The organism is Winogradskyella bathintestinalis, from assembly GCF_030407435.1.
GTDB classification, from domain to species: Bacteria; Bacteroidota; Bacteroidia; order Flavobacteriales; family Flavobacteriaceae; genus Winogradskyella; species Winogradskyella bathintestinalis.
The window spans coordinates 251,536-278,383 of record NZ_JASDDK010000005.1; the positions used below are offsets into that span (position 1 = coordinate 251,536).

The 26,848-nt window shown below is 31.1% G+C and carries 25 protein-coding genes; 14 read left to right on the forward strand and 11 right to left on the reverse strand.

The genetic code is table 11. The features are described 5' to 3' along the window. Positions 1-96: 96 nt before the first annotated feature. The gene (locus QMA06_RS13705; protein ID WP_179351855.1) at positions 97-318 is read right to left on the reverse strand and encodes a hypothetical protein; all 222 of its coding nucleotides are present in this window, start codon (positions 316-318) and stop codon (positions 97-99) included. A 365-nt stretch (positions 319-683) separates the two neighbouring features. Here QMA06_RS13705 and QMA06_RS13710 point away from each other — a divergent pair, with 365 nt between their 5' ends. From QMA06_RS13710 to QMA06_RS13720, 3 genes are all read left to right on the forward strand, one after another. Continuing rightward, positions 684-1,574 carry a mechanosensitive ion channel family protein gene (locus tag QMA06_RS13710; protein ID WP_290207449.1) on the forward strand — a complete coding sequence of 297 codons (891 nt, stop codon included), beginning with the start codon at positions 684-686 and terminating at the stop codon, positions 1,572-1,574. Positions 1,575-1,714: 140 nt separating this feature from the next. After that, positions 1,715-1,882 carry a hypothetical protein gene (locus QMA06_RS13715; protein ID WP_290207450.1) on the forward strand — a complete coding sequence of 56 codons (168 nt, stop codon included), beginning with the start codon at positions 1,715-1,717 and terminating at the stop codon, positions 1,880-1,882. Positions 1,883-2,002: 120 nt separating this feature from the next. Beyond that, positions 2,003-2,680, forward strand: a complete 678-nt coding sequence (locus QMA06_RS13720) for a DUF2461 domain-containing protein (RefSeq protein WP_290207451.1) — start codon at positions 2,003-2,005, stop codon at positions 2,678-2,680. Here QMA06_RS13720 and QMA06_RS13725 read toward each other — a convergent pair. Further along, positions 2,677-3,093: a glyoxalase gene (locus QMA06_RS13725; protein ID WP_290207452.1), complete on the reverse strand. Its 417-nt coding sequence runs from the start codon at positions 3,091-3,093 to the stop codon at positions 2,677-2,679. The genes QMA06_RS13720 and QMA06_RS13725 overlap by 4 nt on opposite strands. Before the next feature lie 276 nt (positions 3,094-3,369). On the opposite strand from QMA06_RS13725, the gene QMA06_RS13730 reads away from it, so the two are divergent. Both QMA06_RS13730 and QMA06_RS13735 read left to right on the forward strand, forming a co-directional pair. Then, a complete protein-coding gene (locus QMA06_RS13730; RefSeq protein ID WP_290207453.1) occupies positions 3,370-3,999 on the forward strand; it encodes an NAD(P)H-dependent oxidoreductase in 630 nt (209 codons plus the stop codon). Between the two features lie 70 nt (positions 4,000-4,069). Further along, positions 4,070-5,269, forward strand: a complete 1,200-nt coding sequence (locus QMA06_RS13735) for a DegT/DnrJ/EryC1/StrS family aminotransferase (protein WP_290207454.1) — start codon at positions 4,070-4,072, stop codon at positions 5,267-5,269. A gap of 399 nt (positions 5,270-5,668) precedes the next feature. Here the strand turns inward: QMA06_RS13735 and QMA06_RS13740 are convergent, their stop codons facing one another. Further along, positions 5,669-7,006: an exonuclease domain-containing protein gene (locus tag QMA06_RS13740; protein WP_290207455.1), complete on the reverse strand. Its 1,338-nt coding sequence runs from the start codon at positions 7,004-7,006 to the stop codon at positions 5,669-5,671. Between the two features lie 319 nt (positions 7,007-7,325). Then, entirely contained in the window at positions 7,326-8,246 is a 921-nt protein-coding gene (locus QMA06_RS13745) for a glutaminase (RefSeq protein WP_290207456.1), read from the reverse strand. 509 nt (positions 8,247-8,755) lie between these two features. Between QMA06_RS13745 and QMA06_RS13750 the strand changes: the two genes are divergently transcribed. Next, complete coding sequence (locus tag QMA06_RS13750) at positions 8,756-8,956, forward strand: CsbD family protein (protein WP_290207457.1); 201 nt, start codon at positions 8,756-8,758, stop codon at positions 8,954-8,956. Between the two features lie 115 nt (positions 8,957-9,071). Here the strand turns inward: QMA06_RS13750 and QMA06_RS13755 are convergent, their stop codons facing one another. The 3 genes from QMA06_RS13755 to QMA06_RS13765 form a co-directional block, all read right to left on the reverse strand. Continuing rightward, positions 9,072-10,004, reverse strand: coding sequence for a DUF302 domain-containing protein (locus QMA06_RS13755; protein WP_290207458.1), 933 nt, complete (start codon positions 10,002-10,004; stop codon positions 9,072-9,074). A 208-nt stretch (positions 10,005-10,212) separates the two neighbouring features. Continuing rightward, positions 10,213-10,512: a hypothetical protein gene (locus QMA06_RS13760; RefSeq protein WP_290207459.1), complete on the reverse strand. Its 300-nt coding sequence runs from the start codon at positions 10,510-10,512 to the stop codon at positions 10,213-10,215. A 140-nt stretch (positions 10,513-10,652) separates the two neighbouring features. Continuing rightward, positions 10,653-11,654 carry an NADP-dependent oxidoreductase gene (locus tag QMA06_RS13765; RefSeq protein WP_290207460.1) on the reverse strand — a complete coding sequence of 334 codons (1,002 nt, stop codon included), beginning with the start codon at positions 11,652-11,654 and terminating at the stop codon, positions 10,653-10,655. Between the two features lie 208 nt (positions 11,655-11,862). Between QMA06_RS13765 and QMA06_RS13770 the strand changes: the two genes are divergently transcribed. Beyond that, positions 11,863-13,059 carry an acyl-CoA dehydrogenase family protein gene (locus tag QMA06_RS13770; RefSeq protein WP_290207461.1) on the forward strand — a complete coding sequence of 399 codons (1,197 nt, stop codon included), beginning with the start codon at positions 11,863-11,865 and terminating at the stop codon, positions 13,057-13,059. 45 nt (positions 13,060-13,104) lie between these two features. Here the strand turns inward: QMA06_RS13770 and QMA06_RS13775 are convergent, their stop codons facing one another. After that, positions 13,105-13,722, reverse strand: a complete 618-nt coding sequence (locus tag QMA06_RS13775; protein WP_290207462.1) for a hypothetical protein — start codon at positions 13,720-13,722, stop codon at positions 13,105-13,107. Between the two features lie 271 nt (positions 13,723-13,993). Between QMA06_RS13775 and QMA06_RS13780 the strand changes: the two genes are divergently transcribed. The 7 genes from QMA06_RS13780 (at position 13,994) to QMA06_RS13810 (ending at position 22,581) form a co-directional block, all read left to right on the forward strand. After that, the gene (locus QMA06_RS13780) at positions 13,994-14,998 is read left to right on the forward strand and encodes an LLM class flavin-dependent oxidoreductase (RefSeq protein ID WP_290207463.1); all 1,005 of its coding nucleotides are present in this window, start codon (positions 13,994-13,996) and stop codon (positions 14,996-14,998) included. A gap of 126 nt (positions 14,999-15,124) precedes the next feature. Continuing rightward, positions 15,125-15,304 (forward strand): adenylosuccinate synthetase, encoded by a 180-nt coding sequence (locus QMA06_RS13785; protein WP_290207464.1) that lies wholly within the window; start codon positions 15,125-15,127, stop codon positions 15,302-15,304. Positions 15,305-15,514: 210 nt separating this feature from the next. Beyond that, positions 15,515-16,114, forward strand: coding sequence for a DUF6642 family protein (locus QMA06_RS13790; RefSeq protein WP_290207465.1), 600 nt, complete (start codon positions 15,515-15,517; stop codon positions 16,112-16,114). A 738-nt stretch (positions 16,115-16,852) separates the two neighbouring features. Beyond that, on the forward strand, positions 16,853-18,439 hold the full coding sequence (locus QMA06_RS13795; protein ID WP_290207466.1) for a class I SAM-dependent DNA methyltransferase: 1,587 nt from the start codon (positions 16,853-16,855) through the stop codon (positions 18,437-18,439). Further along, positions 18,439-19,866 carry a restriction endonuclease subunit S gene (locus QMA06_RS13800; RefSeq protein ID WP_290207467.1) on the forward strand — a complete coding sequence of 476 codons (1,428 nt, stop codon included), beginning with the start codon at positions 18,439-18,441 and terminating at the stop codon, positions 19,864-19,866. Before QMA06_RS13795 ends, QMA06_RS13800 begins: the two co-directional genes overlap by 1 nt. Position 19,867: 1 nt before the next feature. Then, positions 19,868-21,532: a restriction system-associated AAA family ATPase gene (locus QMA06_RS13805; protein ID WP_290207468.1), complete on the forward strand. Its 1,665-nt coding sequence runs from the start codon at positions 19,868-19,870 to the stop codon at positions 21,530-21,532. Then, entirely contained in the window at positions 21,532-22,581 is a 1,050-nt protein-coding gene (locus QMA06_RS13810) for a hypothetical protein (RefSeq protein ID WP_290207469.1), read from the forward strand. Before QMA06_RS13805 ends, QMA06_RS13810 begins: the two co-directional genes overlap by 1 nt. A 913-nt stretch (positions 22,582-23,494) precedes the next feature. Here QMA06_RS13810 and QMA06_RS13815 read toward each other — a convergent pair. From QMA06_RS13815 to QMA06_RS13825, 3 genes are all read right to left on the reverse strand, one after another. Next, the gene (locus QMA06_RS13815; RefSeq protein WP_290207470.1) at positions 23,495-24,994 is read right to left on the reverse strand and encodes a phage tail sheath family protein; all 1,500 of its coding nucleotides are present in this window, start codon (positions 24,992-24,994) and stop codon (positions 23,495-23,497) included. 214 nt (positions 24,995-25,208) lie between these two features. Next, on the reverse strand, positions 25,209-26,084 hold the full coding sequence (locus QMA06_RS13820) for a YihY/virulence factor BrkB family protein (protein WP_290207471.1): 876 nt from the start codon (positions 26,082-26,084) through the stop codon (positions 25,209-25,211). Positions 26,085-26,178: 94 nt separating this feature from the next. Further along, entirely contained in the window at positions 26,179-26,685 is a 507-nt protein-coding gene (locus QMA06_RS13825) for a peroxiredoxin-like family protein (protein ID WP_290207472.1), read from the reverse strand. Positions 26,686-26,848: the final 163 nt, after the last annotated feature.

The window sequence follows — 26,848 nt, forward strand, 5'->3', positions numbered from 1 at the left end:
ACTTTAGTAATTCTAATTTTATTAAATTAAAATTGCGCGTAGTCATCATTTAAAATATTATGACATAACATTTCTGTGAAAATCATTATTACAGAATTATTCTGCAACATGAAGTTTTGGCTCTTTATCTACAAATTTTCCATTAACAGATTCGCCTAAAATAATCACTTCTTTAGAGCGTTCATACATTTTAATAGCACGGTGCATCTGTAATTTTGTACCACTGTATAATTTTACACCTGATCTTGATCCTTTGTTTCGAATTTCAATATAAAAACCGTCTTTAAGTGCTGTTGGTCTTGTTGCTGGTCTACCCATAAATTTTAATATAATGTGTTTTAAAAGTAGTGCATAATAGGAAAAAATATTTCAACTCACAAGTTTATCACATAACATTTTCAAATACCGTTATTTGAATACTCAAATTCTTTTATATATCAGGACTTTATAATCCTTAAATTCAAAAGAAAAAAACAGACTTTTATATAGTACTTTCTATTAAACGTGACTTGTTTTATGAATTTATTAAATAACTATAATAATACAGACACTGAATTGTATTTTGAATTACGCTAAAACTCATAGGATAAGAGCTAAAGACGTAAAGATAACATTAAGATATTTGTTTAAGAGTCAAGAATTAACTAAAAACACCTTAACTAAACTAAATAAAAACAAGAAAAATGAAAGACCAATTTAATACTGCTTTAGGAAATTTAATCGACAAATTAATAGGGTGGTTTAACGCCATAATTGAGAGTATTCCTAATTTAATATTAGCTATTTTAGTATTAATAGCCGCCTATTTTGCCGCTAAATACGTTAGCCGATTAGTCGGAAAAATAGTAGATAAAAGAGTGGAGCAAGACTCTATTAAAAGTGCAATTTCTAGGGTTAGTGCTGTAGTAGTGGTAGCATTAGGGCTATTCATTGCGCTTGGAGTTTTAAATCTTGGTAAAGCGTTAACATCATTACTTGCGGGTGCAGGTGTTGTAGGTTTAGCTATAGGTTTAGCTTTACAAGGCACTTTAGCTAATACTTTCGCCGGGCTAATTTTGTCGTTTAGAAAAAAAATACAAATAGGCAACTGGGTTGAAACCACTGGTTATTCGGGTGAAGTAGTTGATATAAACCTTAAAGATTTTACATTAAGGGAAGCCGATAATAATATGGTTATTATTCCTAATAAAACTATTTTAGACAACCCGTTGAAAAATTATTCTCTAACGACCAGAATGAGAGTGTTCTTAGAATGTGGGGTAGGGTATGAGTCAGATTTAGAAAAAGTGCAGCAATTAACTAAAGAAACAATTGCCAATACATTCGATCAGGTTGAAAAACCAGAAGATGTAGAATTCTATTTCACTGAATTTGGTGGAAGTTCAATAAACTATTTATGTCGTTTTTGGATAGATGCAGAAAGCATGCTAGAAAAATTAAGAGCAAAAACGGAAGCTATTATCGCGATTAAAAAAGCCTATGACCAAGAGGGTATTAATATTCCATTCCCAATAAGAACCTTACAGTTTGATAATAATTTAAATATAAATTCATCTGATTCTAAAGAGTCATAAACATAATGTCATTATCTCTAAATTACAGAAACCAAATTTAATAGAGTTAAAACTCTTAGGATAAGAGATAATAAACTTGTAAATTGTAAACGATATTTGTATATATCTAATCACTAATAATTAACCAAAAACTAAAAACAATGAAGAAATTAAGTTATTTATTTATAGCCTTATTTAGTTTAAGTCTAATGACAACTAGCTGTAGAGAACAAAAATCTACTGGAGATAAAGTTGAAGACGCCATTGACGATACAGGAGATGCAGTAGAAGATGCAGTTGACGACGTCGGAGACGCAATTGACGGATAATAAAAATATAATTACATTAAATAGTTAAATAAAAAAGTCATCATTACGATGGCTTTTTATTTTTCTAAAAAATGAAGTTACCTTTACCTCAATTAATGTTTATTTTAATCTAATTATCACATGAGTCATTCTATCCCTAAAGAAATACTGACATTTTATAAAAAACTCGAAAAAAATAACAATCGTGATTGGTTTAATGAACATAAATCAGAATACAAAGCCATTGAAGCTCAGGTAAAAGAAGCCTATAACCATTTAGGAGAATTACTTAACACGCACGATCAGATTGAGAAGATTAAAATTTTCAGAATTTATAGGGATGTTAGATTTTCTAAGAACAAACTACCTTACAAAACACATTTTGGAGGCTCCTTTGCACGTAAAAAACCAGAACTTAGAGGTGGATATTATGTGCATATTCAACCCAATAATGAATCTTTTATAGCCACTGGGTTTTGGAATCCGAGTAAAGAAGATCTTTTCCGTATTCGAAAAGAATTTGAAATGGACGACAGCGAAATGCGAGAGATTCTAAACGATAAAACATTTAAAAACACTTGGGGAAGTTTTACAGGAGACACATTAAAAACCGCGCCAAAAGGTTTTGACAAAGAACATGCTGCCATAGATTTAATACGCAGAAAACAATTCAATTTTGTAAAAAATTATACGGATAATGAAGTTCTCGCTGATGACTTTTTAAAACAAGTCAATGAAGATTTTAAAAAAATTAGACCGTTTTTTAATTACATGAGCGATGTCTTAACGACAAATTTAAACGGGGAATCAATGATCTAAAATGTCTCTAAAGTTTTTGGATGTTGAAATATCTGTATACTTTGTATCAGTCGCTCCTTTACAATAGTCATCATGCGTTTATTCAATGCAGAAGAATTCTGAATGTAAAGTTGGTATTCTTCAATAGTAAACTGACCTATAATCATTCCTTTTAAAGAATTTCTAAACTTAATATCTTTTTGAATCGCATTAGAAATATAGTTAAACTGTTCTTCCAGAATTAAATTGAAAAATACATTTTTATGTTTTGCGATATAATTTTCGAAAACAGCGACCAATAAATTATGCTGTAACTTTATAATAGGTCGTAGGGTTTTATTTTGAAATGCTTCCTCTGCACTTATACCATCGTAAATTTTTGCAGATAAAATTTGAGGCCTAATGGATAGTAGGTTATTAAATCTTGACTCCATAATCTTATATAGGGTTTAAATTCGAAACTAAAATTAAGGAAATAGGCAACACTTCGTTTTAGTCCAACAATATCTTGTTAACGGTCTTATTAACAAATAAGCGATTAATCATCATAATCGGTTATTTCTTAATTTCAAGTGCGCTATTGTGAAATGAGCCTTCTCTCTTTCTTTTTACAGTTGCATATTAATCTTTCAGATTCCTTTTATACAAGGACTCATATCGATTTAAAATAAACTCAAAAGTTTATTCTTATTTTTACAAAAAACATTAGAATGTCTATTATTGAAAAATTGAAATGGCGCTATGCCACTAAAAAATTTGATGCTAACCAAAAACTTTCAAACGCTAAGTTGGAAATTTTAAAAGAGGCTTTTAATTTAACGGCTTTATCCTATGGTTTACAAACCTTAAAATTGGTTATTGTAGAAGATAAAGACGTACGACAATCGTTGGTGGACATTGCTTACGGTCAACGTCAAGTGGTAGATGCTTCTCATTTATTAGTATTATGTATTCAAACTGAAATTGATGGTGAAGATGTTAACAGTCATTTTAACACCATTAAAGAAATTAGAAATACTCCAGATGCTATTTTAGAACCATTTAAAGCGGAAATGAAATCTCGAATTAAGAATATGCATCCCGATAAAAAAGTAGGTTGGGCATCTCGACAAGCTTATATAGCCTTGGGTAATTTAATGACCGTATGTGCGATTGAAGAAATAGATAGTTGCCCAATGGAAGGTTTTCAACCAAAAGAATTAGATGAAAAGTTAAAGCTAGATCAACTTGGTTTAAATTCTATCTTATTATTACCGGTTGGCTATAGAGATAAAGATGATATGTTCGCCAAGTTTAAAAAAGTGAGGAAGCAGATGTCAGAAACTGTTATTGAATTGTAGAATTATAGTTTATTACGATATAAAGTATATCAAACCGTTATATTTGTTATATTAAATTTAAAAATTTTTTATGCCTGGATTTGAATTATTTGGTGACTTAGAGAGAAATGAAGTTAATGATGTACTAGACAACGGAGTATTAATGCGCTATGGATTTGATGGCATGAGAAACGGCCATTGGAAAGCTAAAGACTTAGAGACTGAACTCCGAAATCAATTAAAAGTAAAGCATGCCCAACTTGTTTCGAGCGGAACCGCAGCGGTGTCAGTTGCACTGGCATCAGCCGGTATTGGCTCTGGTGACGAGGTTATAATGCCTACGTTTACTTTTGTAGCTAGTTTTGAAGCGATTATGATGCTTGGTGCTATCCCAGTACTTGTAGATATCGACGATACACTTACTTTAGATCCTGAGGCTGTAGAAGCGGCTATCACTCCCAAAACTAAAGCCATTATGCCCGTACACATGTGCGGAAGTATGGCAAATTTAGATGCACTACAGACGATTTGTAAAACGCACGATTTAATTTTAATTGAAGATTCATCACAAGCCACTGGAGCCACCTACAAAGGAAAACCTCTAGGAAGTATTGGGGATTTAGGCTGTTTATCTCTAGATTTTGTTAAGATTATTACTGCGGGTGAAGGTGGTGCCGTTCTCACTAATAATGAGAAGTTTTATAAACATGCCGATCATTACTCAGATCACGGACACGATCATGTTGGAAAAGACAGAGGAGCAGAATCGCATCCCTTTTTAGGTTACAATTTTAGAATTTCGGAATTGCATGCCGCTGTTGGTTTAGCGCAGTTAAGACGATTAGATGAGTTTGTTGCTATACAGAAAAAAAATTATTCTATTATAAAAGAAGCCTTAGCCGAAATTCCTGAAGTGACCTTTAGAACGGTACCTGAAGGTGGTGAAGAAAGTTATTCGTTTTTAAATTTCTTTTTACCAGATTTAGAAATTTCTAGAAATGTTTCAAATACATTCAAAACAAATGGAGTAGATGCATGTTTTCATTATTTCGATAATAGCTGGCATTATATAAGAGAGTGGAATCATCTTAAGAATATGAAGTCACTTTATCCAATATCGGAAGAAGTAAAAAGAGGTTTAGCTTATTTACAAACAAAAACTTTTGATCAATCCGACCATTATATAGCGCGTAATATATCGTGTTTAATTAAATTGACATGGACTGAGAGGCAAGTAAAAGAGAAAGCTGAAAAAATGGTAACTATTATAAAATCCCATTTAAAACAATAGTCAATGATCTCAAAGATGAGAATCACTCGTTCGTTTTCACCCCTAAAAATGCGCAACAAAATTTTACATATCGTTTAAAAGGAACAAAGAGAATGAAGATTTTTAAGTCTTTATTCTCTTTGATATCATACATTCCTACCGTTGGCATTACCCGTCGAAGTACAATGGGTCTATTTTCAGCTGTTTAACTTAAGCACCCCAAATATGATATTACTAATTTACGGAATATTGTAATAAGTTCCAAATATTTATAGGAATTTTAATCTATAATCACTTATAAGACAAAGGATTTAAGTTCAGATCTCCTTATTTAAATCCTGTTAAACAATTAAGCGCATTGAATATATAATTAATTTAATCGTTATAAGGACTTTTCGAGTTCAAAGTATAATACGTAACTTATAACTCTAGTAATCGCTGTCGTAAAATTTTCTGAACATCAATACTATTTTTTTGCGGAATAAGAAACGCATTTAAATCATCTATATGATTGATTTGTTCCTCTTTATTAACAAAACCGTAACCTAAATATTCTCCATCTTTTATCATTATAAAGGCGTCTTCATTACTATGTCTGCCTTTTTCCCTCATAATTACATCATTTTTATGATCGGCTATACTGTGAATGGCTTCAAGAACTCTATTATTATAATTCTCTACGGATTCATCGTTCCTACAAATTCCTTTACAATTTTTAATATTATAATGCGAGCACTCTGATACAGCTTCTTGCAAATGGCAGTATTTTGGACAAAGATTATATTGTTCGCATAATTTTTCCATAAACGTGCGAATATCTCTCTGATTAAAAAATGTAAGAATAGGATCAGGTACTAACCGGGCCTTGTTACTCGCTAAATGTAAAATGCCCTGACGATCCATATAAGAGAATATGGCATAGGATTGAATTGTGCGTTTCGCTACAACATTATGAAACGGAAAATGATGTTTTATTGCTGCATCTTCCATAAGCAAAGCTACTATCTCGCTACCCGAAACTTCGAAATCAATATCTCTGGTTTCTCTAATCATTTCTTGAGACTTTTTCGTTTTACTATAAAAATGACTCAAGACTCTTTTTTGAATATCTTTGGCTTTCCCGACATATATTACCTTTCCTTTTTTATCTTTAAAATAATAAATTCCGGCTGTATTTGGTAGCGCATTAAAAACAGCTTTAGGGAGGTGTGGAGGTAAGGTAGCCTCTCTAGAATTCTTGTTCAAAAACTCCGTGAAAACGTCTTTGGAATGGGGCTGTTTCAACAACAATTCAAATAGAATCACCGTGGCTTCTGCATCGCCTCGTGCCCTGTGTCTATCTATTAAATTAATGTCTAGAGCTTTACACAATTTTCCTAAACTGTAGGATCGGTATCCAGGAATTAAGCGTCGAGATAACCGTACTGTACACAACTTCTTTCTGGTGAAGTCTAAACCGATACGTTTAAATTCGCCTTGAATTATTCTATAATCAAAATTCACATTGTGTGCGACGAAAATACTGTCTTCTGTAATGTTTATAATATCGTCAGCAACATCCTTGAACAACGGTGCATCAGCAACCAAAAGATCATCAATACCAGTTAAAGCTGTAATGTGCTGTGGAATATAACTTTCAGGATTTATTAATGTGGTAAACTCATCAATAACTTTATGCCCATCATATTTGAAGATGGAAATCTCGGTCATGCGATTGCCTTTACCTGTAGTTTCAACATCGATGATGGTATATATCATTCTTTACGTTCTTCTATCTTTATTATCGGCCATATTATTCTGAATTTCTCAATTATTAATTTGCCGGATGCAAGATAATTACTTTTACTGAGTTTTGAAATTGTAACCATTTTCAGAAAGGTATTAGCGATGGTAATTTTTAAATACAAAATACTAAATAACTAGTTTAGATTACAATCAACTGGTGGTTGTAAAATATCTACTGAGTGCTTAGAACATATAGACTTTTCCAACCTAGAATAGCATTTTTTTCTAGTGGGTTAGTATAAAGTGTCTCATTTGGAAAAAAAATTCTTAGTGTAAATTTCTGCTTGAAGATTTAAAAAATACTTAATTCTGAATGAGTTGTAACATTTTCTAATAGCTCCATCCCCTTATAAGAATTACCGTGTTTATTTAATTGCGGACTCCAGACTGCAATACTGTAATTGTCTGGATAAAGAGCTACAATACCACCACCAACACCACTTTTTCCTGGCAATCCTACTCTAAATGCAAATTCACCAGATTCGTCGTAGAATCCGCAAGTTAACATTAAAGCATTAATACGTTTGGTCTTGTTTTTTGAAATAACTTTTTTTCCATCAGATATTTTAACCCCTTTATTCGCCAAAAAGGTAAAGGTTTGTGAGAGTTGTTGGCAGGTCATTTCTAAAGAACAAATGTCAAAATAAAAATCAAGGACGTCATCTGGTTCATTTTTAATATTACCAAATGATTTAAGAAAGTTACACAAAGCTACATTCTTATAACCTGTTTTCTTTTCGGAATCAGCAATTTTATCGGAGTAGGTGAGGTCCGGGAGATCACTGATATCTCTAATAAAATCTAAAAATTCTTCTTTTGCATTATCTAATAAAGAAATCAATATGTCGCAAATGACTATAGCCCCAGAATTTACAAACGGATTCCGAGGAATACCTTTATAAGTTTCTAATAAAAGTAGTGAATCAAACTTTGTTCCTGAAGGTTCTACATCAATACGTTTCCATAAATCTTCTCCAATAATTTTATAAGCTAAGGTTAATGTAAGCACTTTAGCAATACTTTGAATTGAAAATTTTTCTAAATAATCTCCTGCACCAAAATTTGAACCGTCAATCTTTGTCATGTGCACCCCAAACATAGAGGGGTCTACATTGGCCAACTCAGGAATATAGGTTGCTAATTGCCCTTCATCCTTAAATGAATTAATGTTTTTATAGGCTTTAATTAAGATGTTTTTATATGTGGAATCCATTTAAATAAATTGTTATAGTGTAAATGTTCTAAGATAAATTATAATATTGATTCTCGATTAAAAAGTTAAAGAAGATTTTATAAAATGAACAAAGGGAATAAAGATTTTTACATCTAAATTCCCTTTGGTATCATAAATCCTTCAGTTGGCATTATCCGACGAAGTACAATGGGTATAATTTCAGCTGTTTAACTTAAGCACCCCATTATGATAAGTACAAGATATAGTAAATAATCGTTATTTCCTAATTATTAATGGGTTAATGTATTGCTACGTGATATATCTCATATTAAAATAATTTCTTTCGTTATAAGTCTGAAAAAAAATTAAGTTTTTGTGCTGCATTCCCCAGTTTTCACCTGTAAAACACAATTTAACTTACATTACAATTTATGACTTATTGCATCAAGATATAAATCGATTGCGATAATTAAAGCTCTAAAGATGCTTTATTTTTATAGTAGTAAATCATAGCGGTTTACGCCATAACAATTTAAAACTCAAAGATTATGTCTAAACCATGGCAAGATAAAGCAAAAGGCAATTGGAATATTGCTAAAGGAAAATTAAAACAAGAATGGGGTGAACTTACCGATGATGATTTGGATTACCAAGAAGGTAAAGAAGATGAGTTAGTAGGTAGAATTCAAAAACGTACTGGAGAAACTAAAGAAAATGTAAATAATTTTCTTAATGACCTTAAGTACTAAAACTAACACTTTCTTAAGAAAGTAATTGTATAAAAGAATCCCACGATAGTGGGATTTTTTTATTAATACTATTTTACTAAAAAATAAAATAATCAAGATGTATATTTCATTGATACTAATCTACAGGAGATGCCCCTGCATTGGCGATGTTCTGTAAGGCATTCGAAATAGTGGTTAATGTTTCATTATTATTGTCAATATCATGTCTGTCGGCCATATAAAATGGATCGTTATATATAATAAACACTTCTCCATTATTATTTTCATAAACTAACATTTTTTGCGGTAAATCTAGGGCCGCAGTTTTTGATTCTACCATTAGTGGAGTTCCTAGAATAGGATTGCCGAATATTATAAGTTTTGCCGGCATTAAATTGAAATCAACACTTTGTGCGTTGGCTTGATGATCTAATTCTGCCATAATAGTAATGTTATCAATACTATTCAATTTATCGATAATTGAACTATAAGTACTATTAAAATCATTATCACTAGCTAGGGAAATAATACCTTGATCTTGTTCGGCATTGGAAACATTTATAGTAACGTCTTTTTCAGTTGCTGTATTCACAATGTTAGCAAGTGCATTCTTAATCATATCCGTTGTTTCAACATTGCCAATAGCATGTCTATTAATAATATAATCAATAGAATTATAAGTAACTACAGTATCGCCATCTTCATCAGTATAAACTGTAATACGCTGTGGTAAATCTAAACCGGCTTGAATATTACTTTGCATCACAGGTGTTCCTAAATTTGGATTACCAAAATATATTGTTCTTGTAAAATCTAATGCTAAACCATTGTTTTCTGCATTAAGAGCATGGTCTACTTCCGCAACGATGCCTATTTCATTATTATTATTCAAAATGGTAATAATAGCATTATAAATTGAGGAAGGTGTGTCATTGGTTTCCACATATCCTATACCTTCCGTTTCTGGGCTATTATTTTGTGGTGGTGTGTTATTATCATTATCATCTTTACAAGCTGTTGATAATAATAGCGTACTAAATAGTAGCGCAGTAATAGTTCTAGTTTTCATAATATATATTTAATTTAACCGTTAATAAAAATGGTGTTTTTATATTTGAATTTAACAATTTTGCCTGAGCATGGGTCGTATTTTACGTTGCCGTTTATAACCAAATCGACACGAAAAGATGAACGAACTTCAATCCTCTCAAGGTCATTAAATTCGTTCATTAATCAGAATGATCACATGTAGCTTACGCTAAGGTTATTGACGATTTTTAGCCTTTATCCGTATCATCTAAATCTAATTCGAGATTTTCGTTATGATCACTTCCCAAACTATGGTGACGGTTTTCTTCGTCGGGTTGTCTATTATTTGTCAAAGGTCTCGCATTTCTACCTCCTGGAATATCTAGGTTTTTAGCCGCAAAATCAGGTTGATTCTCTCGTTTTTTTAGTATCTCGTCATCACCGTTATCCTGTCTTAAATTTCCGGATTTGTCACCTAATATTTTTTCGTCCTCTTTAGTGATATCTGAATTGTATTTGGTTTTATTTTTTTGCTCTTCATTTTTCATAATTTCAATTTTAAAATTCTCTTTTAGTTATTAATTAGCTTTTATAAGGATCATCTTCTACACCCAAAATTTTAATGCGATTAATAAAAAAGTTCAAACCTTTTTATATTCACATCTATTCTATAGTGTGCTCATCCAAACTATGAAACCTTAACCACCATTTTTCCTTTATTTTTCCCATCGAATAAATCTATAAACGCTTGTGGAATGTTTTCAAATCCTTCCACAATAGTTTCAGAATAAGTCAATTTTTCTTCATTTAACCAAGTGGTTAATTCTTTCATGGCCTTGGGAAATTTATCCTCATAATTAGAGACAATAAAACCTTGCATTGAAGCGCTATTCTTAATTAAAAATGGACGTACACTAATACTTTCTGGAGTTTCTGTTTCGTTGTAAACGGCGATCGCTCCACAGTTAATAGTACGTGCAAATTTGTTAATGTTAAACAAGACTGCATCTGAAATCGGACCACCAACATTATCAAAATAAATATCTATACCTTTAGGTGCCGCATCGGCTATGGCAGATTTCATATCGTCCGTAGTCTCATAGTTGATACCAGCATCAAATCCGAATTTCGATTTTAACATCTCAATTTTTTCATCTGTACCAGCGATTCCAATAACAGTAAGGCCCAAAATTTTACCAATTTGTCCTACAACACTTCCTACTGCACCTGCAGCTCCTGAGACAATTAAGGTTTCTCCTTCTTTAGGTTTACCAATTTCGGTCAATCCACAATAAGCGGTTAAACCTGTCATGCCTAAAATGCCCAAATAAGCACTTAAATCTGCTTTACTTGAATCTACTTTAGTGAGTTCTTCACCTTTAGTAACTTGCTTCGTTTTCCAATCGAGCATACCTCTAACATAATCGCCCTTGCTAAAGTTTTCGTTTTTTGACTCGGCTACTTTTGCTATTACAAGTGAGTGGATAGGTTTACCGACTTCAAACGGATCAACATACGATTTAGCATCACTCATTCTGCCTCGTAAGTAGGGGTCCACGGATACATAATGAGTTTCTAATAGTAGTTCCCCGTCATCTATATTTAGTTCAGCATCATCTTTTTTAAATTCGAAATCTGATAATTTTGGTTTTCCTTCAGGTCTATTTTTTAATATAATTGTTTGTGTCATGAAGTATGTTTTTTGAGTTATTATTTATAGTATGATAATATTATAATTAAAAAGATAAATGGCTTGTTCATCTGAGCTAAATATTAGCTGATATACTAGAGGTGACAATATTTAACTAAATCATAAAAATAATGTCGACTGGCTGCGATCTTATAAATTAAAGTCGTTAGAAATTTTATATCTTAGGTAAACCTTAAAATTCATACTTATGTTACACAATGTTTTATTGCCACGCGACATTTATATATCAGAAGAGCACCAAATGATGCAGCAGATGATACAGGATTTTATTAAAAATGAAATCCTAGAGGCCACTGACGACTGGGAAAAAAACGGAATGGTAAGCCGAGATATTTGGGAGCGCGCAGGTGAATTGGGTTTATTGTGTATTGATATGCCAGAAAATTATGGAGGCAGTGGTTTAGATTTTAGCTTCAGCGCTTTATTTATAGAAGAATTAGCAAAGGAAGGCGTTACTGGTCCAGGGTTTTCTTTGCATTCAGATATTGTAGCTCCGTATCTACTGAAGTATGGAACAACATCTCAAAAGGAAAAATACCTCCCACAAATGGCATCAGGGAAAATGATAACATCTATTGGAATGACAGAACCAAATTGTGGTAGTGACCTTAAAGCATTACAAACAAAAGCAGAAGATAAGGGGGATCATTATTTAGTGAATGGACAAAAAACGTTTATTACGAATGGTCATATGTGCGATATGTCTATCGTTGCCGTAAAGACTAATGTAGGTACTGAAAATGAAAATATTTCTTTATTAATAATTGAAACTGCATCTGAAGGATTTAATAAAGGAGTCCCTTTCCAAAAAATAGGGTTAAAAGCACAAGATACTTGCGAATTATTTTTTGATAATGTAAAAGTGCCTAAAGAAAATCTGTTAGGAGAAGAAGGGATGGGTTTCAAAATTATGATGACGGAATTAGCAAGGGAACGCTTAACGGTTGCATTGCAGGCCATAGGTGGGGCAGAAGGGGCTATTGAAAAAACTATTGCGTACACATCGACAAGAACTGCTTTTCAACAACCTATTGCCAATTTTCAGAATACCCAATTTAAATTGGCAGAATGCACTTCGCAATTACAAATTCATCAGGCGTTTTTAGATCGGTGTATACAATTATTAGCCCAACATAAACTTTCAGCCGAAAGTGCATCGATAGCAAAATATTCGGCCACAGAAATGCACGGAAAAGTAGTGGATGAATGTTTACAGTTATTTGGAGGCTATGGCTATATGTGGGATTATCCTATTGCCAAAATGTATGCCGATAATCGCGTGGCTAGAATATATGCCGGATCCAACGAAATTATGAAAATATTAATTGCCCGTGGTTTATTTAAAGAGTTATTTCAACAGATGAAAAAATCGAAAAAAAATTAAAATGAAACTACTTTAGCAAAATAATCTACCTATAAATCCAAAAACTTATCGGCTCTTAAATAGTTTTTTTATGGCCTTTAACAGTTTATTTTCTAATACATTATATGATTTTGGATTTGTAGCTTTTAAGGTGGTCGATGCGATTGGTTTATCTTCAGATGATTTTGCTATGTCGTAAACTGCAGCCTCAATGGTGTATGTAATTATTTCTTTTTCATCATATTGTAATTCCTCTTCATTCTTACTACCACTTGTCATTTTTAAAGGCTCCAGAGAATTCATATAATTATGTAAGGTCTTAGCGCGGACGGTATCAATTTCTATAGACTTTTGGGAGGCCAATAATACTTTATCAATATTTTTTTCTTTACATCGAATTACAAATTCATTTATTTCTTCTTGTGAGTGATTTTCTTGGTACTCAATTTCAGGAAATAATTCATTCATTTTTAAAGGTACAATGCCTTGCTCAGAAAACAACTTAGCCAATTTTTCTTCAAAACGCACTTGTAGCGCTTTATCGTCGGTACTAGCATAAACTAATAAACGATTGAAATTATGCGCTTTAAAGGCTTTAGATTGCCATTGCGATGGTTCAATTTTAGTAGATGCGCAACTGGTACAAATTAATAATATGAGAAAGAAAAGCGTAGTGATTTTCATAAAATAAGTTTTGTGCAAGATACTAAAAATGATTATTATTTTTATAATTTAATAGTCGCATTGGACGCTCAATTAAGGAATTCATTAAAGTCATTATTTATATATCATATATTTTTAAAAAATTTCTTGTACACAGAATATGTTTCTTTTATAAAGTTTTTCTAATTACATTATAGGGACTATTTTTAAGCGTAATATGTTGTAGGGTTATGGTGATTTCTACGACATACTTAATACACGAAAACACAATAGCGAAACTTTTATTTTATATATGAATTCTAATCAAACTCTTTATTCCATATTAGATCTAGCCTTAGTGTCTAAAGATAATACACTAAAACAAACCTTTAATGATACATTAAAACTAGCACAAAATGCTGAAAATTTTGGTTATACACGTTTTTGGTTAGCAGAACATCATAATGCATCAAATATTGCTAGTAGCGCAACGTCTGTATTAATTGGTTATGTGGCTCAAGGTACCAAGACGCTTAAAGTGGGTTCTGGCGGTATTATGCTGCCAAACCATTCACCTTTAATTATAGCCGAACAATTTGGAACCTTAGGATCGTTGTATCCCAATCGTATTGAATTAGGATTAGGACGAGCGCCAGGAACTGACAGAGCTACAGCAGAAGCAATTCGATCGGATTTTATGCAAGCTGCTCATTCATTTCCTAATGAATTGGAAAAAATACAAACTTATTTTTCCAACGAAAATGCCAATTCAAAAATTCGAGCTACAGTGGCGGAAGGAGTAAACGTTCCTATTTACATATTAGGTAGTAGTACAGATAGTGCTCACCTGGCTGCAAAAAAAGGATTGCCTTATGCTTTTGCGAGTCATTTTGCGACAACACATTTGTTTGAGGCTTTAAAAGTTTATCGTGAAGAGTTTCAACCTTCAGAAGATTATAAACAACCTTATGTTATAACTGGTGTTAATATTATCATTGCCGATACGGATGCGGAGGCTGAACGTTTATCGACGTCTTTAGTGCGTATGATTGTAGGTATATTTACAGGAAAACGCGACTTTGTGCAACCTCCGACTGCTATGACGAATGATTTAAAAGAAATTATGCAACATCCACAAGTGCACCAAATGTTGAAGTATTCGTTTATTGGAAGTAAAGCTACTGTTAAGAGCCAGATAAAAGAATTTCTGACACAAACCAAAGCTGACGAATTGATTGCGGTGACTCATCTTTATGACATAAATGACAGAATACGTTCGTATGAATTATTTGCAGAGATAATGCAAGAGTTGAATTAATGAAAATAAAAATTACTATGGTTTACATTGGAACTACACTGTATTAATTGCCACTATTCCCTAACATTATCTTTGTGGTAATGTTTGAATTACTTAACTTTAAGATCTAGAATTAAAAAAAAAAGAATGATTAACACCTACAATTATCTTCGTATACAAGTCCCAGGTGGCACACCAAATCCTGGCGAATCACAACCTTTAGATTTTTCGGATCCGTTTGAAGTGATCGTCTTTATTATTTTGCCAATTCTATTATTTATACTTTATTTTGTTTGGAGAAAAAGTAATAAACGAAATGACAAGTAGCATTTTTATTTATAGCTACACAACTTTTTATACAAACAGCTCTAAGTTTAATTAGGGAGAGAACGTATCGAAAGTTTTTCTAAATAAATTAACTATTCATCCAATAACAGTATAATCAATTCACCTATATTATTTTACAGTTCAAAAAATTAACGATATATCTTTCTAAAAACATGAAATATATTGTTTTATGAATAAATACTTATAAGCTTGTTAGAAAAAAGACCACAATTTCCCCAAGAACAAATCACAGACATAGATTATTTTATTTATTGCTTAGAAGGAGTAGGTGACGTAGACGTCATTACAGAAACCGAAGCACAACACAACTTAGAGCAATTGGCCCTCAACTATGACATTGCCAGTATCTATAAAACCTGCGACACCATTGAAGGCTTAGAAGATAGCTTAAACGCATTGGTACTAGATGATCATAATTTTAAGGATTATGAAATCATCTATTTGGTGATGAGGGGAGAAGCCAATACCATTTGTCTAAACGACTACTACTATAGCTTACAAGAAATTGCAGAACTGTTTGAAGGCCGATTAGACGGAAAGATTTTACATTTTTCAAATGCCAAAATTCTGGATTTAGATGAAGAAGAAGCCCAATTATTTTTAGATATCACGGGCGCCAAAGCCATTTCTGGCTATGGTCATGCCTATAACGGCATCGCCAGCACAAAACTAGATGAAGCCTTCTTTAATTTATTTAAAGAAGACGATGATATGTTTGCTGTGGTAGAAGAATTGCACCAAAGACATTATAACGCCTGCAAATTACTAGATTTTAGATTGTATTATTAAGCGCAGTTAGACATACAGGTTACATATTTATAGTCATACTGAATGGTTCGAATTTTATGACATCGTGCAACTTAGATTTTATATAATTAAAGAGTCGTTGTTTAATAAGGCATCATCTTACAAGGGTAGTACCTAAATTATCAATTTTTATTTTACGTTTTGATTTTTATAATGAAAACACTTGTTTCTGAGTGTTTTACATACTTTTCAAATGAGAAGATCCTGAGGATGTTTTTATTATAAAACAAATTATGGTTACTATTTTATTAAGAGCTTCTAATCGTTTTAATATTTAATCATCCACTGGATAGTCAAATATTAAAAGTGTCCTATAAAGTAATTGCGTTATGTAAAGATGGGCTTTATTCACAAGATTTCTATTTTAAATTAAAGAGTTCATGAATCTCGCAAACTCGATGTGGTTAAAAGCGCATCTTAAATATTACTTTTCTTTATTTTTTTCTTCTAAAATGTTTCTCTACTCTGTTAATGAAACCGAGGAACGAGGTTCATAAGCACCTCTAAAACAATATAAACTTTGCGAATAAACACTCTTTTTCTGAAAGGGCAGAGAAGTGGTGGAAAATGTGTGTGGAATGGTTATTAAAAAACATACTAAAATATCGACTTAAATAATTAATGTTTGTTAAAAATGAATTGCTATTTTTACAATAGTGTCATTAATTTAATATTTATAGTAAAACACTGATTTAAATCAGGATTCAGAATAACCGAGATATGTTAACAACAGAAATTAAAAGTAAAATACAATCATTATGGGATAGATTATGGGCTGGAGGTCTAGCAAACCCAATCACAGCAATTGAGCAGATTTCTTTTCTTTTATTTATGCGTAGACTTGAAAATATTAATGAAGGTGTCTTAATTAAGGATAATGACAAATTAAAATGGAGTAAATTCAAAGAATTAGAAGGATCTGAATTAGTTGATAGAGTCAAAAATGAAGTTTTTGAATTTATTAAACATGATTTATCAAAAGAAGATGAACCATTTTCGAAAGCAATGCGTGATGCTACATTTTCTATTAACAATCCTTTACTTTTAAAAGAGGCAATAAATTATATTGAAGAAATTTACGTTGAGATTGAAAAGCAAGAAAATAAGCACCAACATTTTCAAGATATCCAAGGTGATGTATATGAATATTTATTAAAACAAACCAATGAGGCTGGAAAAAACGGTCAATTTAGAACACCACGACATATAATTCAAATGATGACAGAATTATTAGATCCAAAGATAGATGGGAAAATTTGTGATTTAACTAGTGGTTCATCTGGTTTTTTAGTCGGTGCGTTTCAATATCTATTAAAGGAAAATTCTAGTTTTAAGGAAATTGATGAAAATGGCTTAGAAAAAGGATTAGATGGAGATTTACTTTCAAAAAACGATTTAAAAGACCTTAATGAAGACACTTTTTATGGTTTTGATATAGACCAAACCATGGTTAGGATAGGAACTATGAATTTGATAATGCATGGTATTACTAAGCCAAATATTAAATATATAAATTCTCTATCTGACGAATATGAAAATGAATTTCAAGAATTTATTGTCGAAAAAGATGAATTTATCCCAAAGTTAAAATATCCAATTGATAGAGTAGGAGAAGGAGAATTTAAGTATGTCTTAGCCAATCCTCCATTTTCTGGAAAACTCAATTCCGAGCGAGTAAGTAAAACTCTGAATAGAATTTATGATCTTAAAAGCAAATCAAGACAAACGGAGTTGTTATTCTTAGAAAGAATAGTTTACATGCTAGAATTGGAAGGTAAAGCTGCTGTAATTGTACCTGAAGGAGTTTTGTTTAATGCAAGTAAAGCTTATAAGAAAACGAGAGAAATAATACTTAAAGATTGTAAATTGGAGGCTGTTATTTCATTACCAAGTGGAGTTTTCCAACCATATACAGGTGTTAAAACATCAATTCTTTTATTCACTAAAAAGCAATTTCTTAGTGATGAATATAATACAGAAAAGGTATGGTTTTATGGAATGGAAAGTGATGGTTATTCCCTTGACTCAAATCGTAAAAGAATAAAAAATGACAATTCATTAATAAAATCAATAGAGATTTTTAAAAAAAGAAATAATTCTAAACAAGAAGATAGAAAATTTAAACATTTTTTCGTACCAATTCAAGATATAGTAGATAATGGCTATGAGTTAAATTATAACTTATATAAAGAATTTGAGTATGAAGAAGAAAAATATGAGCCACCAATAAAATTATTAAAAAAACTTAGAGAATTAGAAAACGATATTTCTGATGGAATTAATAACTTGATTGAGGATATTAAATAATGAAATTTTTATCTTATAAAATCGGTGATCTTACGGAAGATATTAAAACAGGGAAAACTCCTTCTACCAAAAATGATGCTTACTTCATTAATGGTAGAGTAAACTGGTTAACACCTTCTGACTTAAAAGGACAAAAAATAATAAAAGAATCTGAAAGAAAAATTACTCAATTCGCTATTGAAGAAAATGCTGCTTTTTTATATAAAACAGGTACCGTTTTAGTATCGACGATTGGAGATATTGGAAAAACATGTATTGTTGATGAGCCTGCAGCTTCCAATCAACAGCTAACAGGCATTTTATTGGATGATAGCATAATTTTACCAGAATTATTTTATTATTGGGTAATTCGAAGTAAAAAATTGCTTAACAATAAAGCTAATAAAGCAGTAATCTCTATTCTTAACAATAAGCTTTTAAAAAAAATTGTAATTACATTCCCTAGTGATTTAGGTAGTCAAAGGAAAATAACAACACAACTTAACCAGATTCAAAGTTTAATTGATAAAAGAATTAAAAGTATTAAAATACTTAATGATTTAGTCCAATCTTTCTTTGTCTACTATTTCGGAGATCCCGTCCATAACAATAAATCGTATACTCTATATAAAATAGGTGATGTAGTAGAAAACATTCTTTCTGGTTGGAGTGCTCAAGGTGAAAACAGAGAAAAAGTAAAAGGGGAATATGGAGTTTTGAAAGTGAGTTCTGTAACTGACGGTGAATTTTTGCCAGAGCAACATAAAGCAGTTTCAAGAAGTATTATTAAAAGAAAATTACTTCATCCTGTTGAAGGTGACTTATTAATGTCAAGAGCGAATACTTTGGAGAAAGTTGCTGCTGTAGCTATAGTAGATAAGACCTATGATGATATTTTTCTACCTGATAAATTATGGAAAATCATTTTGAACAATGACGAAGTCTCTACTTACTATTTTAAGGCCCTTTTAGCACATAAAGGTTTTCGTGATTCTTTTGTAAACAAATCAACAAGCTCTAGCAGTGGATCAATGGTTAATATAACTCAGGATAAATTTTTGAATTATCAATTTCCTAAGCCTTCATTAAATCTTCAAATGAGATTTGAATCAGTATATAAAACAATTGAAGATCATAAACTTGAATTAAAAAAATCTTTAAATTTATTAGAGAATTTGTTTCAAAGTGTACTACAAAATTCATTTGGTGAAAATTCATTTATTGATGAAGAACCCATTTTCGAAGAGTTACTAAAAGATTTCTCAATCGATGACTTAAGTAGAAATAACGATCGTATTAACTATCTCATTGATTTTTTTAAACAAGAAAAATTCACTAGCGAAGAAAGTTATACAGAAGCGATTGAAAAATTACACAAACTAATTGAAAATAAGGAAGTTAAACAGTATTATAACAAGAAAAATAAAACTGTAGATTTAAAAAAATAAAATGAAATTAGTAAGGCTACTTGTAAATAGTAAATTCCGAAGTCTATATGAAGGTTTTAAATTAGATTTTAGAGAAGAAGATCCAGATAAATCTTGGGAGGAATTTCACCCTTTTTGTTTCGCTGGTCTAAATGGTAGTGGAAAGTCAAATGTACTTGAGGCTTTATCAAATATTTTTTATCATTTAGAATGCTGTACATTAAATAAAGGTCATTCAAGTTACTTGAAAGAAGATTTTAACCCAGTAAAATCAGATCCTTTAGCATTTGAATTAGAATATTTAATAATACCAAGAAATAGCAGTCTTGATAAAAAATCTTTCAAAAGCTATACTAGAGTTATTATCAGAAAAGAACAAGATAAAATTCCACAGATTTCATATACAATACCAGGCGAATTGTTAGGGAAATTTGAAGATGTAAATAATTCTATTAGAACATTTTTGCCAGAACTAATTATAGGTTATTCCTCTGGGGAAAATGAAATATTAAGTCTTCCTTTTACAAAAACTAAGTTTTTGCAGTTTGATGAATATCTTAAATACTTAGATGACTCGGTAGAATTAGTTGTCGATTATAATTTAGAGGAGAAACCAGAGAGTAGTTTGGTATTTATGGATTATAACATGAGTCAAGCAATTTTATTATCCAATTTTTTACTGCAAGACAAAAGTGTTCTTGAGCCTATAGAAGAGCAATTAGAAATTGATCGATTATATAGTTTTAGATTAGTCATTAATGATTTAGCTCTAAAAGATTTTAATGATAAAGGGGAGGAGATTGAAACAGTAGATAGTTTGCTTCCCTTGGCTGAAGTTTTTATAGAACAATTAAAAAAATGTTCTACATCTTCTTATAAAGAAAACAATTTAACGCTTTTAGATTTTTATGTAGATGATAGCACTAAGAAAGCTTTTAAGGATCAATTTAGTACTCCTATTAAATTATTCAGAGCTTTTCAAGTTCTATTAATGCTAAACCTTAGAAATGTAAATAGGAAATTGAAAAGGGAAATTTATAATTCTGAAAGTTTATATGCTTCACAAAAAATTCCTATTCCGCCTGCTAATGAGCATATTTTTTATTTTAATCATTTTAAAATCAAAAAAAAGTATTCTTCAGATGAAATGCTAGTTAAGAGTTTTTCTGATGGCGAACATCAGTTTTTGCATACAATGGGTATTTGCCTTATGTTGAAAGACAAAAGTGCATTATTGCTTTTAGATGAACCAGAGACTCATTTTAATCCTGATTGGCGTTCTAGGTTTATAAGTCTACTTAAGCAAAGCTTAAATATGAGCGGTACGAATAATTTAATGAGAGATATACTCATAACTTCTCATTCACCATTTATAATTTCCGATTGTTATCCTGATAGAGTAATATTATTTGAAAAGAATAAAAAGCCTAAAAATTCAGCTCAGTTTAATTTTAGAACATATGGGACGTCAATAGATATTATTATGGAAAATATTTTTAAAAAAAACAATACTATTGGTGATCTGTCAAGAAAGGAAATTGAAAACATTGAAGAAGAAATTAAGAATAAAAAAAAGCTTTCAGAATCTCAAGTATTGGTTTATAAAGAAAAGATAGCTCACCTTGGGGATTCAATGGAAAAAATTTTGTTATTCGCTAGATTGAATGAATTAAAAAGTAAGAAATAATGCTATTAAATTATAAACCGATAAAGCATAATATTTTTGGTGCACATCTGCTAATTGAACACTTGGTTTTAGAAGTATTTTGTAAAGCTAATAAATCATCTTATAAGAGTAAATTAAACAGTGAATTAAAAATTTTAATTGATAAAAATAAATGGTTCGATCAGTCTATAAAAAAGATATATGTTATATGTAGAGATTTGAGTTCCGATGAAAAAAATGCTTTAAAAACAGCTTTTATCACAAATAATAAAATTAAAGATCTTTGTGCTAATCCAACCTTAAAAATATCATTAGATACTCTAAATGAAGAATTACTTGATGAAGTAATTCCTTTTTTTAAAGAATTATATAAAAGGTTTTTGACTTGGGTAGATGTGAAAAATAAATATGGTAGTAAGAAAGAATATTATGATGATCTTATAAAATATAATAATTTAAAGTTTTGTCCGTGCTGTGGTTATGGACAAATTAAGACTATTTATGATAAAGGGCATTCTGCATTTGATCATTATTTACCTTTAAAGTACTATCCGTTTTCAGTAGTCAATTTCAATAATTTAATTCCACTTTGTACAGTATGTAATAGCGATTATAAAGGGGAAACTGATATTTTAAATGGTAATAAGAAGGTTTTTTACCCGTTAACCAATGATATACAAGACATCAATGTTTCTATAGATTTTGATAAGGGAATATTACCCAAGTTGATTATCAAAACCGAAGAGAAAGCGGACAAATTAAAAGAAAAAGACATTACCGTAAATTTTGATAAGAGTGGGGAAGAGGTACTTTCTTGGAACTCAATATTCAATATAAAAGGAAGATATTTTGGAGAAGTTGGAACAAATAGAGTAAGTTGGCTGAATGATGTTAGATCTGCTTATCGAAAACCAAGAATACTGACTTATAATGATGCTTTCGATGAGATAATTGAAGATGATTCCAATAAATATCTAGGATTTTTAAAATCCCCATATTTGAAAAAAATGAAATCATTTAGCTTTCTTGTTCAAGCCATGGATGAAGTATCTGGTGATTATATTATGTAAAATAGAATCTCGATGTTTAGCTAGGCCTCATAAAATTTTGGTTAAAACAATAGGTGAAGAGCGTACATATTTTAGGGAGTTAGTAATACATAAAGTAATATACTCTAACTATAAATAGGAATTCTAAGCAATCTTAATCAGTTCAGAAGTTTCCTAAAATATAGCGAATGAGCCGTAATTGTTTCCAAAATTATATACTATTTTAAAGAATTGATTAAGTATCAATTTTTAAAATACCTAATGAAGAATTTTTGTTTTAGTAATAATTTAAAATGTCTACCAGACATTCTAAATTATTAGTGTTTCAAGACAAAAGATATTAGAAACTAAAAAAAGACTATTTGGAAGTCTAAATATAACAAGTGCATAGAAATTATCGCTTCGCGTAATTTTATGCTCTTGTGGCAATCCACGAGACATGCTTAGCATTCACGAACTCTTATAACAATATTAACCTTGTGAGTAATCATCTAAAATTTTTCATCACGTACATTTTGTCGTTTATGCGATTTTTCAATTGTAATCAAAAGCTAGCTTTTATTGTGCGGCTGGCAAGCTGCTGGAAATTATTCGCTAGATTTCTATTGCTTTAATAAAGAGCTCATGAATGCTGCGCATTTGAGTTTAAAAACAATCGAGCGTTTGACAGCGGACATTTTACATAACGTCAAATTATAGGATCTAATGTTCTGTGTTTCCTAAATTCTAAAATATAATAAAAGGATAAAGTTTAATGACCCAAGTTCTGTGTATTGTAATGAAAACAAATTATACTTCCGATTGTATGAAGAACTTCTAATCGTTTTAATATTTAATCATCCACAGGATAATCAAATATTAAAAGTGTCCTATAATTTATATTATGTAAAATAGAATATAATTGAGCCTATACTATCTTCTACGAATCATACCTTTACGATTCTAACATTTTCTGATAACATCTAATGCTAATAAACTCTGCAGGCTTTAATATAGCAACATACACATCGACAATCATTAATCCATTTAAAATATCTGTGTTAGACATGGTTTGTCCCAGTCCAACGGAGACACCAAACGCATCGGTAGCTCTAGATCCGGCGAAAGCTCCAGATTTCCATAGTTCGGTTAAGTAATTTTCGATCATAATTTTTACCGAGGTCCATGTGCTGACTGTATTTTGTTGATACTGAAACGACAATAACGCCAATTTAATAGATTGTTCTAGCATTATTACAGTACGTTTAACGTTAACGTATTTCCATTGGCTATGATTTCCATCAAGTGTTCTTGCTCCCCAAACCATTAAACCTTTACCCGGAAATGTCCGTAAAGCATTTATTGATTTACCAGAGCTAGAATCGAAATTAAGATAGTCTTGATCACTAGCTGAAATTTGTACCGATGGACTAATTACTGCCGCAATATTAACATTAGCTGGTGCTTTCCAAACACCTCGATTGCTATCCACTTGAGCGTAAATACCTGCGATGGCTGACGACGGTGGTAGCCTATTGAGAAGCTTATATATTCCATTCATAAGCTCATTGTAAACAGGGCTAACCGCTAAAAGTCCTAAATGTAAATTGTTATCATCAATTTTTGTCGGTGTTTTATTTTCTATAAAGTCCTTTATCAAATATATCACTTTGGGTTCTGGTAATAATGTTGCTAATTCCCTTAATTTTAAATTAATATGTGAAAAGTTGAAATCTCGTTTGTTCTTGAAATTAGTATTTAGCCATGGATAATATGCCACACCAAAACCTAAATGCTTAGATCCTATACTTTTTCTAAAAGTTTTAATAACATCTTTAGTGCCCCTTCCCCTATTCTGCTTTTCATATCCACTATGAACATCTAAAATTGCAATTCTATTTTTAAGGGTGTTACAATGATTCATAACCTCTTGATAAAGTTGATAACATTCATTAGCTTCAAGGTTCACCGCATCTGGAATAATAACCATAGTGGGTTCTTGCTCTTCTTCTAAGATTTGCAATCCGTTAGAAAGTGCATCTTTAGATAGTTGAAGTGACGTCGTATTCTCATAAGTACCGACAGAAATTATATAGCATGTATCACCACCATTGGCAAAAAATAGCTTGAGACTTTTATACATAAAGGCCTTAGTATGTTTTGTAAAGTCGATAACCTTATCTATTCCATTGAGATTAACTGTAGTTCTAGTTTCATTAGGTTCAGGATCGAGAATATCAAACTTAGCCGTAAAGTCCTCACCAAAATGATCAATGTAATTTTGAATTGAATCAATTTTGACGGGTTTGTTTAGAACAGATTTCCCCTGATTTATAGCCTTTTCTGTATAACCAATAAAAGCAGGAATTGCGGTAGGCACTTCAACAATTCTAGCATCAGAAAATGAATGAACCTCTTTTATATAAACCCCAGGATATTTGAATTTCGCCGCCATATATTCTAATTTGCACCATTAAAATTAAGCAATTATTTTTTAAATTACGATATATAAATAGCTCATCAATAGGTTTTTAATCCGTATTATATCTTTTTAGTTCAATCAAACTATTTTAAATTATGTTCAATTAATTATGCCATTATAAAATTGATAAAATGTAATTATGAATAATTAAGCGACAAAGGCAACCCATAATTAATGAAATATTCGCTTAAGTGATATGATCATCCTCTATATATTTATTAGCATATTGCTTAGTAAAATAAGCACCATATAATAAAATTAAACTAGAATAAGATACCCATAACATAATCAGTATAATAGAGCCCGCAGCCCCATAGGTTGAGCCCGGTTCCATGGTGTTAAAATATAACGCTAATAGATACTTTCCAATCATAAACATAATTGTAGTTAAAGCTGCACCAACTCGGACCGATTTCCAAGAAACTTTTGCAGAGGGTAAATATTTAAACATGGTAGCAAAGAGTATATAAATAAAGCCTACAGAAACCAGAAAGTCAATTATGAATAAATAATCGAACATATTTTCTGGAAGAAAACGGTTCAACTGACTGCTGAACGTACTAAGAAGTGACGTTAAAATAAAGCTCGTTAATAATAAGAATCCAAGAATCAATATAAAACCGAAACTTTTAACCCGACTCATTACTGTAGCTAAAATATCATTCTCATAAGCAGGCTCTTGTTCCCAAATATGATCTAAAGCGGATTGCAGCTGAAAAAAAACACCTGTAGAACCATAAAGTAAGGTGCCGATACCTATAACAGTTGCAAAAATAGATGTCGTTTCACCACTTTGGTTCACAATCATGGTGCGAATGGCCTCTGCAGCTTCAGGACCAATAGCAGCCGAAATTTCACTCAACAATTGCCCTTGTACAATGTCTTCACCCCAAAAACTACCCACTACTTTTAGAATAATAATAATTAAGGCCGGTAAGGATAAAATAGCATAATAAGCCACAATAGCACTACGTTGAAAAGGTTCTCCTGCAAACCATGCCTTTCCTGTTTCTAATAATAGTTTTGGAAGATGTTGAATTTTGAATTTTATGGTGTCACTCATAGATTAATTTAATATTGTTGTGATATAAAGAAACACTGATCTTGTTCAACCAGTGTTTCATTTTAAGCTCTGTAAAATATTTTAATATATCAATTTACGCTTCTCCACGTGCTGGATAATCTTCTTTCAACGTAAATTTAATAGCTTTAATCATGTCGTCCAATCCTGGTCTAGCAAATGGCATTGTCTGTATGGATGCGCAATACAATTCTTGATTAGGACGTATTAAAAATAATCCTGGTTCAATGAAAGTTTCAGGTTCATCTTTAATACCCTTAGAAATGAATAATCCCCATTTTCGAGCTTCTTCAATCGGAAATTCGTAACCTAAAGGCACATCTCCAATATCCCATTCATCGTAAGTTTTTTTAGCAGTTTCTTCAGTATCACTACTAACAGCAATGATGTTTACTCCTAAATCATCAAATTCAGATAATTTAGTTTGTAAATTTTCTAAGTATTTTTTACAAACCGGGCAATGTAAACCTCTATAAACTATTACTAAGGTAAAATTTTTCGGATCTTGTTGACTTAACGTCCACTCGGTTCCATTTATAAGATTAATATTTAAATCTGGTGTTTTTTCTCTTGGTTTAATCATCAGTTTTGTTTTTTAAAATTCAATTTATTCTAATAGTGTATTATACTGAAATAGGTTGACTCTTTTTGGTTACTATTTAGACGTTCAAAAGATTTTTTTTAGCCGTTTAGAAGGCAAAAAAATAGTTTGAACTGGGTCAGTTCTTAAATCGTAAGTTCAGGTA

What these genes read in the sequence shown, in the direction of transcription:
- QMA06_RS13705 (WP_179351855.1), bottom strand. Translation starts at nt 318, where the DNA reads ATGGGTAGACCAGCAACAAGACCAACAGCACTTAAAGACGGTTTTTAT.
- QMA06_RS13710 (WP_290207449.1), top strand. Translation starts at nt 684, where the DNA reads ATGAAAGACCAATTTAATACTGCTTTAGGAAATTTAATCGACAAATTA.
- QMA06_RS13715 (WP_290207450.1), top strand. Translation starts at nt 1,715, where the DNA reads ATGAAGAAATTAAGTTATTTATTTATAGCCTTATTTAGTTTAAGTCTA.
- QMA06_RS13720 (WP_290207451.1), top strand. Translation starts at nt 2,003, where the DNA reads ATGAGTCATTCTATCCCTAAAGAAATACTGACATTTTATAAAAAACTC.
- QMA06_RS13725 (WP_290207452.1), bottom strand. Translation starts at nt 3,093, where the DNA reads ATGGAGTCAAGATTTAATAACCTACTATCCATTAGGCCTCAAATTTTA.
- QMA06_RS13730 (WP_290207453.1), top strand. Translation starts at nt 3,370, where the DNA reads ATGTCTATTATTGAAAAATTGAAATGGCGCTATGCCACTAAAAAATTT.
- QMA06_RS13735 (WP_290207454.1), top strand. Translation starts at nt 4,070, where the DNA reads ATGCCTGGATTTGAATTATTTGGTGACTTAGAGAGAAATGAAGTTAAT.
- QMA06_RS13740 (WP_290207455.1), bottom strand. Translation starts at nt 7,006, where the DNA reads ATGATATATACCATCATCGATGTTGAAACTACAGGTAAAGGCAATCGC.
- QMA06_RS13745 (WP_290207456.1), bottom strand. Translation starts at nt 8,246, where the DNA reads ATGGATTCCACATATAAAAACATCTTAATTAAAGCCTATAAAAACATT.
- QMA06_RS13750 (WP_290207457.1), top strand. Translation starts at nt 8,756, where the DNA reads ATGTCTAAACCATGGCAAGATAAAGCAAAAGGCAATTGGAATATTGCT.
- QMA06_RS13755 (WP_290207458.1), bottom strand. Translation starts at nt 10,004, where the DNA reads ATGAAAACTAGAACTATTACTGCGCTACTATTTAGTACGCTATTATTA.
- QMA06_RS13760 (WP_290207459.1), bottom strand. Translation starts at nt 10,512, where the DNA reads ATGAAAAATGAAGAGCAAAAAAATAAAACCAAATACAATTCAGATATC.
- QMA06_RS13765 (WP_290207460.1), bottom strand. Translation starts at nt 11,654, where the DNA reads ATGACACAAACAATTATATTAAAAAATAGACCTGAAGGAAAACCAAAA.
- QMA06_RS13770 (WP_290207461.1), top strand. Translation starts at nt 11,863, where the DNA reads ATGTTACACAATGTTTTATTGCCACGCGACATTTATATATCAGAAGAG.
- QMA06_RS13775 (WP_290207462.1), bottom strand. Translation starts at nt 13,722, where the DNA reads ATGAAAATCACTACGCTTTTCTTTCTCATATTATTAATTTGTACCAGT.
- QMA06_RS13780 (WP_290207463.1), top strand. Translation starts at nt 13,994, where the DNA reads ATGAATTCTAATCAAACTCTTTATTCCATATTAGATCTAGCCTTAGTG.
- QMA06_RS13785 (WP_290207464.1), top strand. Translation starts at nt 15,125, where the DNA reads ATGATTAACACCTACAATTATCTTCGTATACAAGTCCCAGGTGGCACA.
- QMA06_RS13795 (WP_290207466.1), top strand. Translation starts at nt 16,853, where the DNA reads ATGTTAACAACAGAAATTAAAAGTAAAATACAATCATTATGGGATAGA.
- QMA06_RS13800 (WP_290207467.1), top strand. Translation starts at nt 18,439, where the DNA reads ATGAAATTTTTATCTTATAAAATCGGTGATCTTACGGAAGATATTAAA.
- QMA06_RS13805 (WP_290207468.1), top strand. Translation starts at nt 19,868, where the DNA reads ATGAAATTAGTAAGGCTACTTGTAAATAGTAAATTCCGAAGTCTATAT.
- QMA06_RS13810 (WP_290207469.1), top strand. Translation starts at nt 21,532, where the DNA reads ATGCTATTAAATTATAAACCGATAAAGCATAATATTTTTGGTGCACAT.
- QMA06_RS13815 (WP_290207470.1), bottom strand. Translation starts at nt 24,994, where the DNA reads ATGGCGGCGAAATTCAAATATCCTGGGGTTTATATAAAAGAGGTTCAT.
- QMA06_RS13820 (WP_290207471.1), bottom strand. Translation starts at nt 26,084, where the DNA reads ATGAGTGACACCATAAAATTCAAAATTCAACATCTTCCAAAACTATTA.
- QMA06_RS13825 (WP_290207472.1), bottom strand. Translation starts at nt 26,685, where the DNA reads ATGATTAAACCAAGAGAAAAAACACCAGATTTAAATATTAATCTTATA.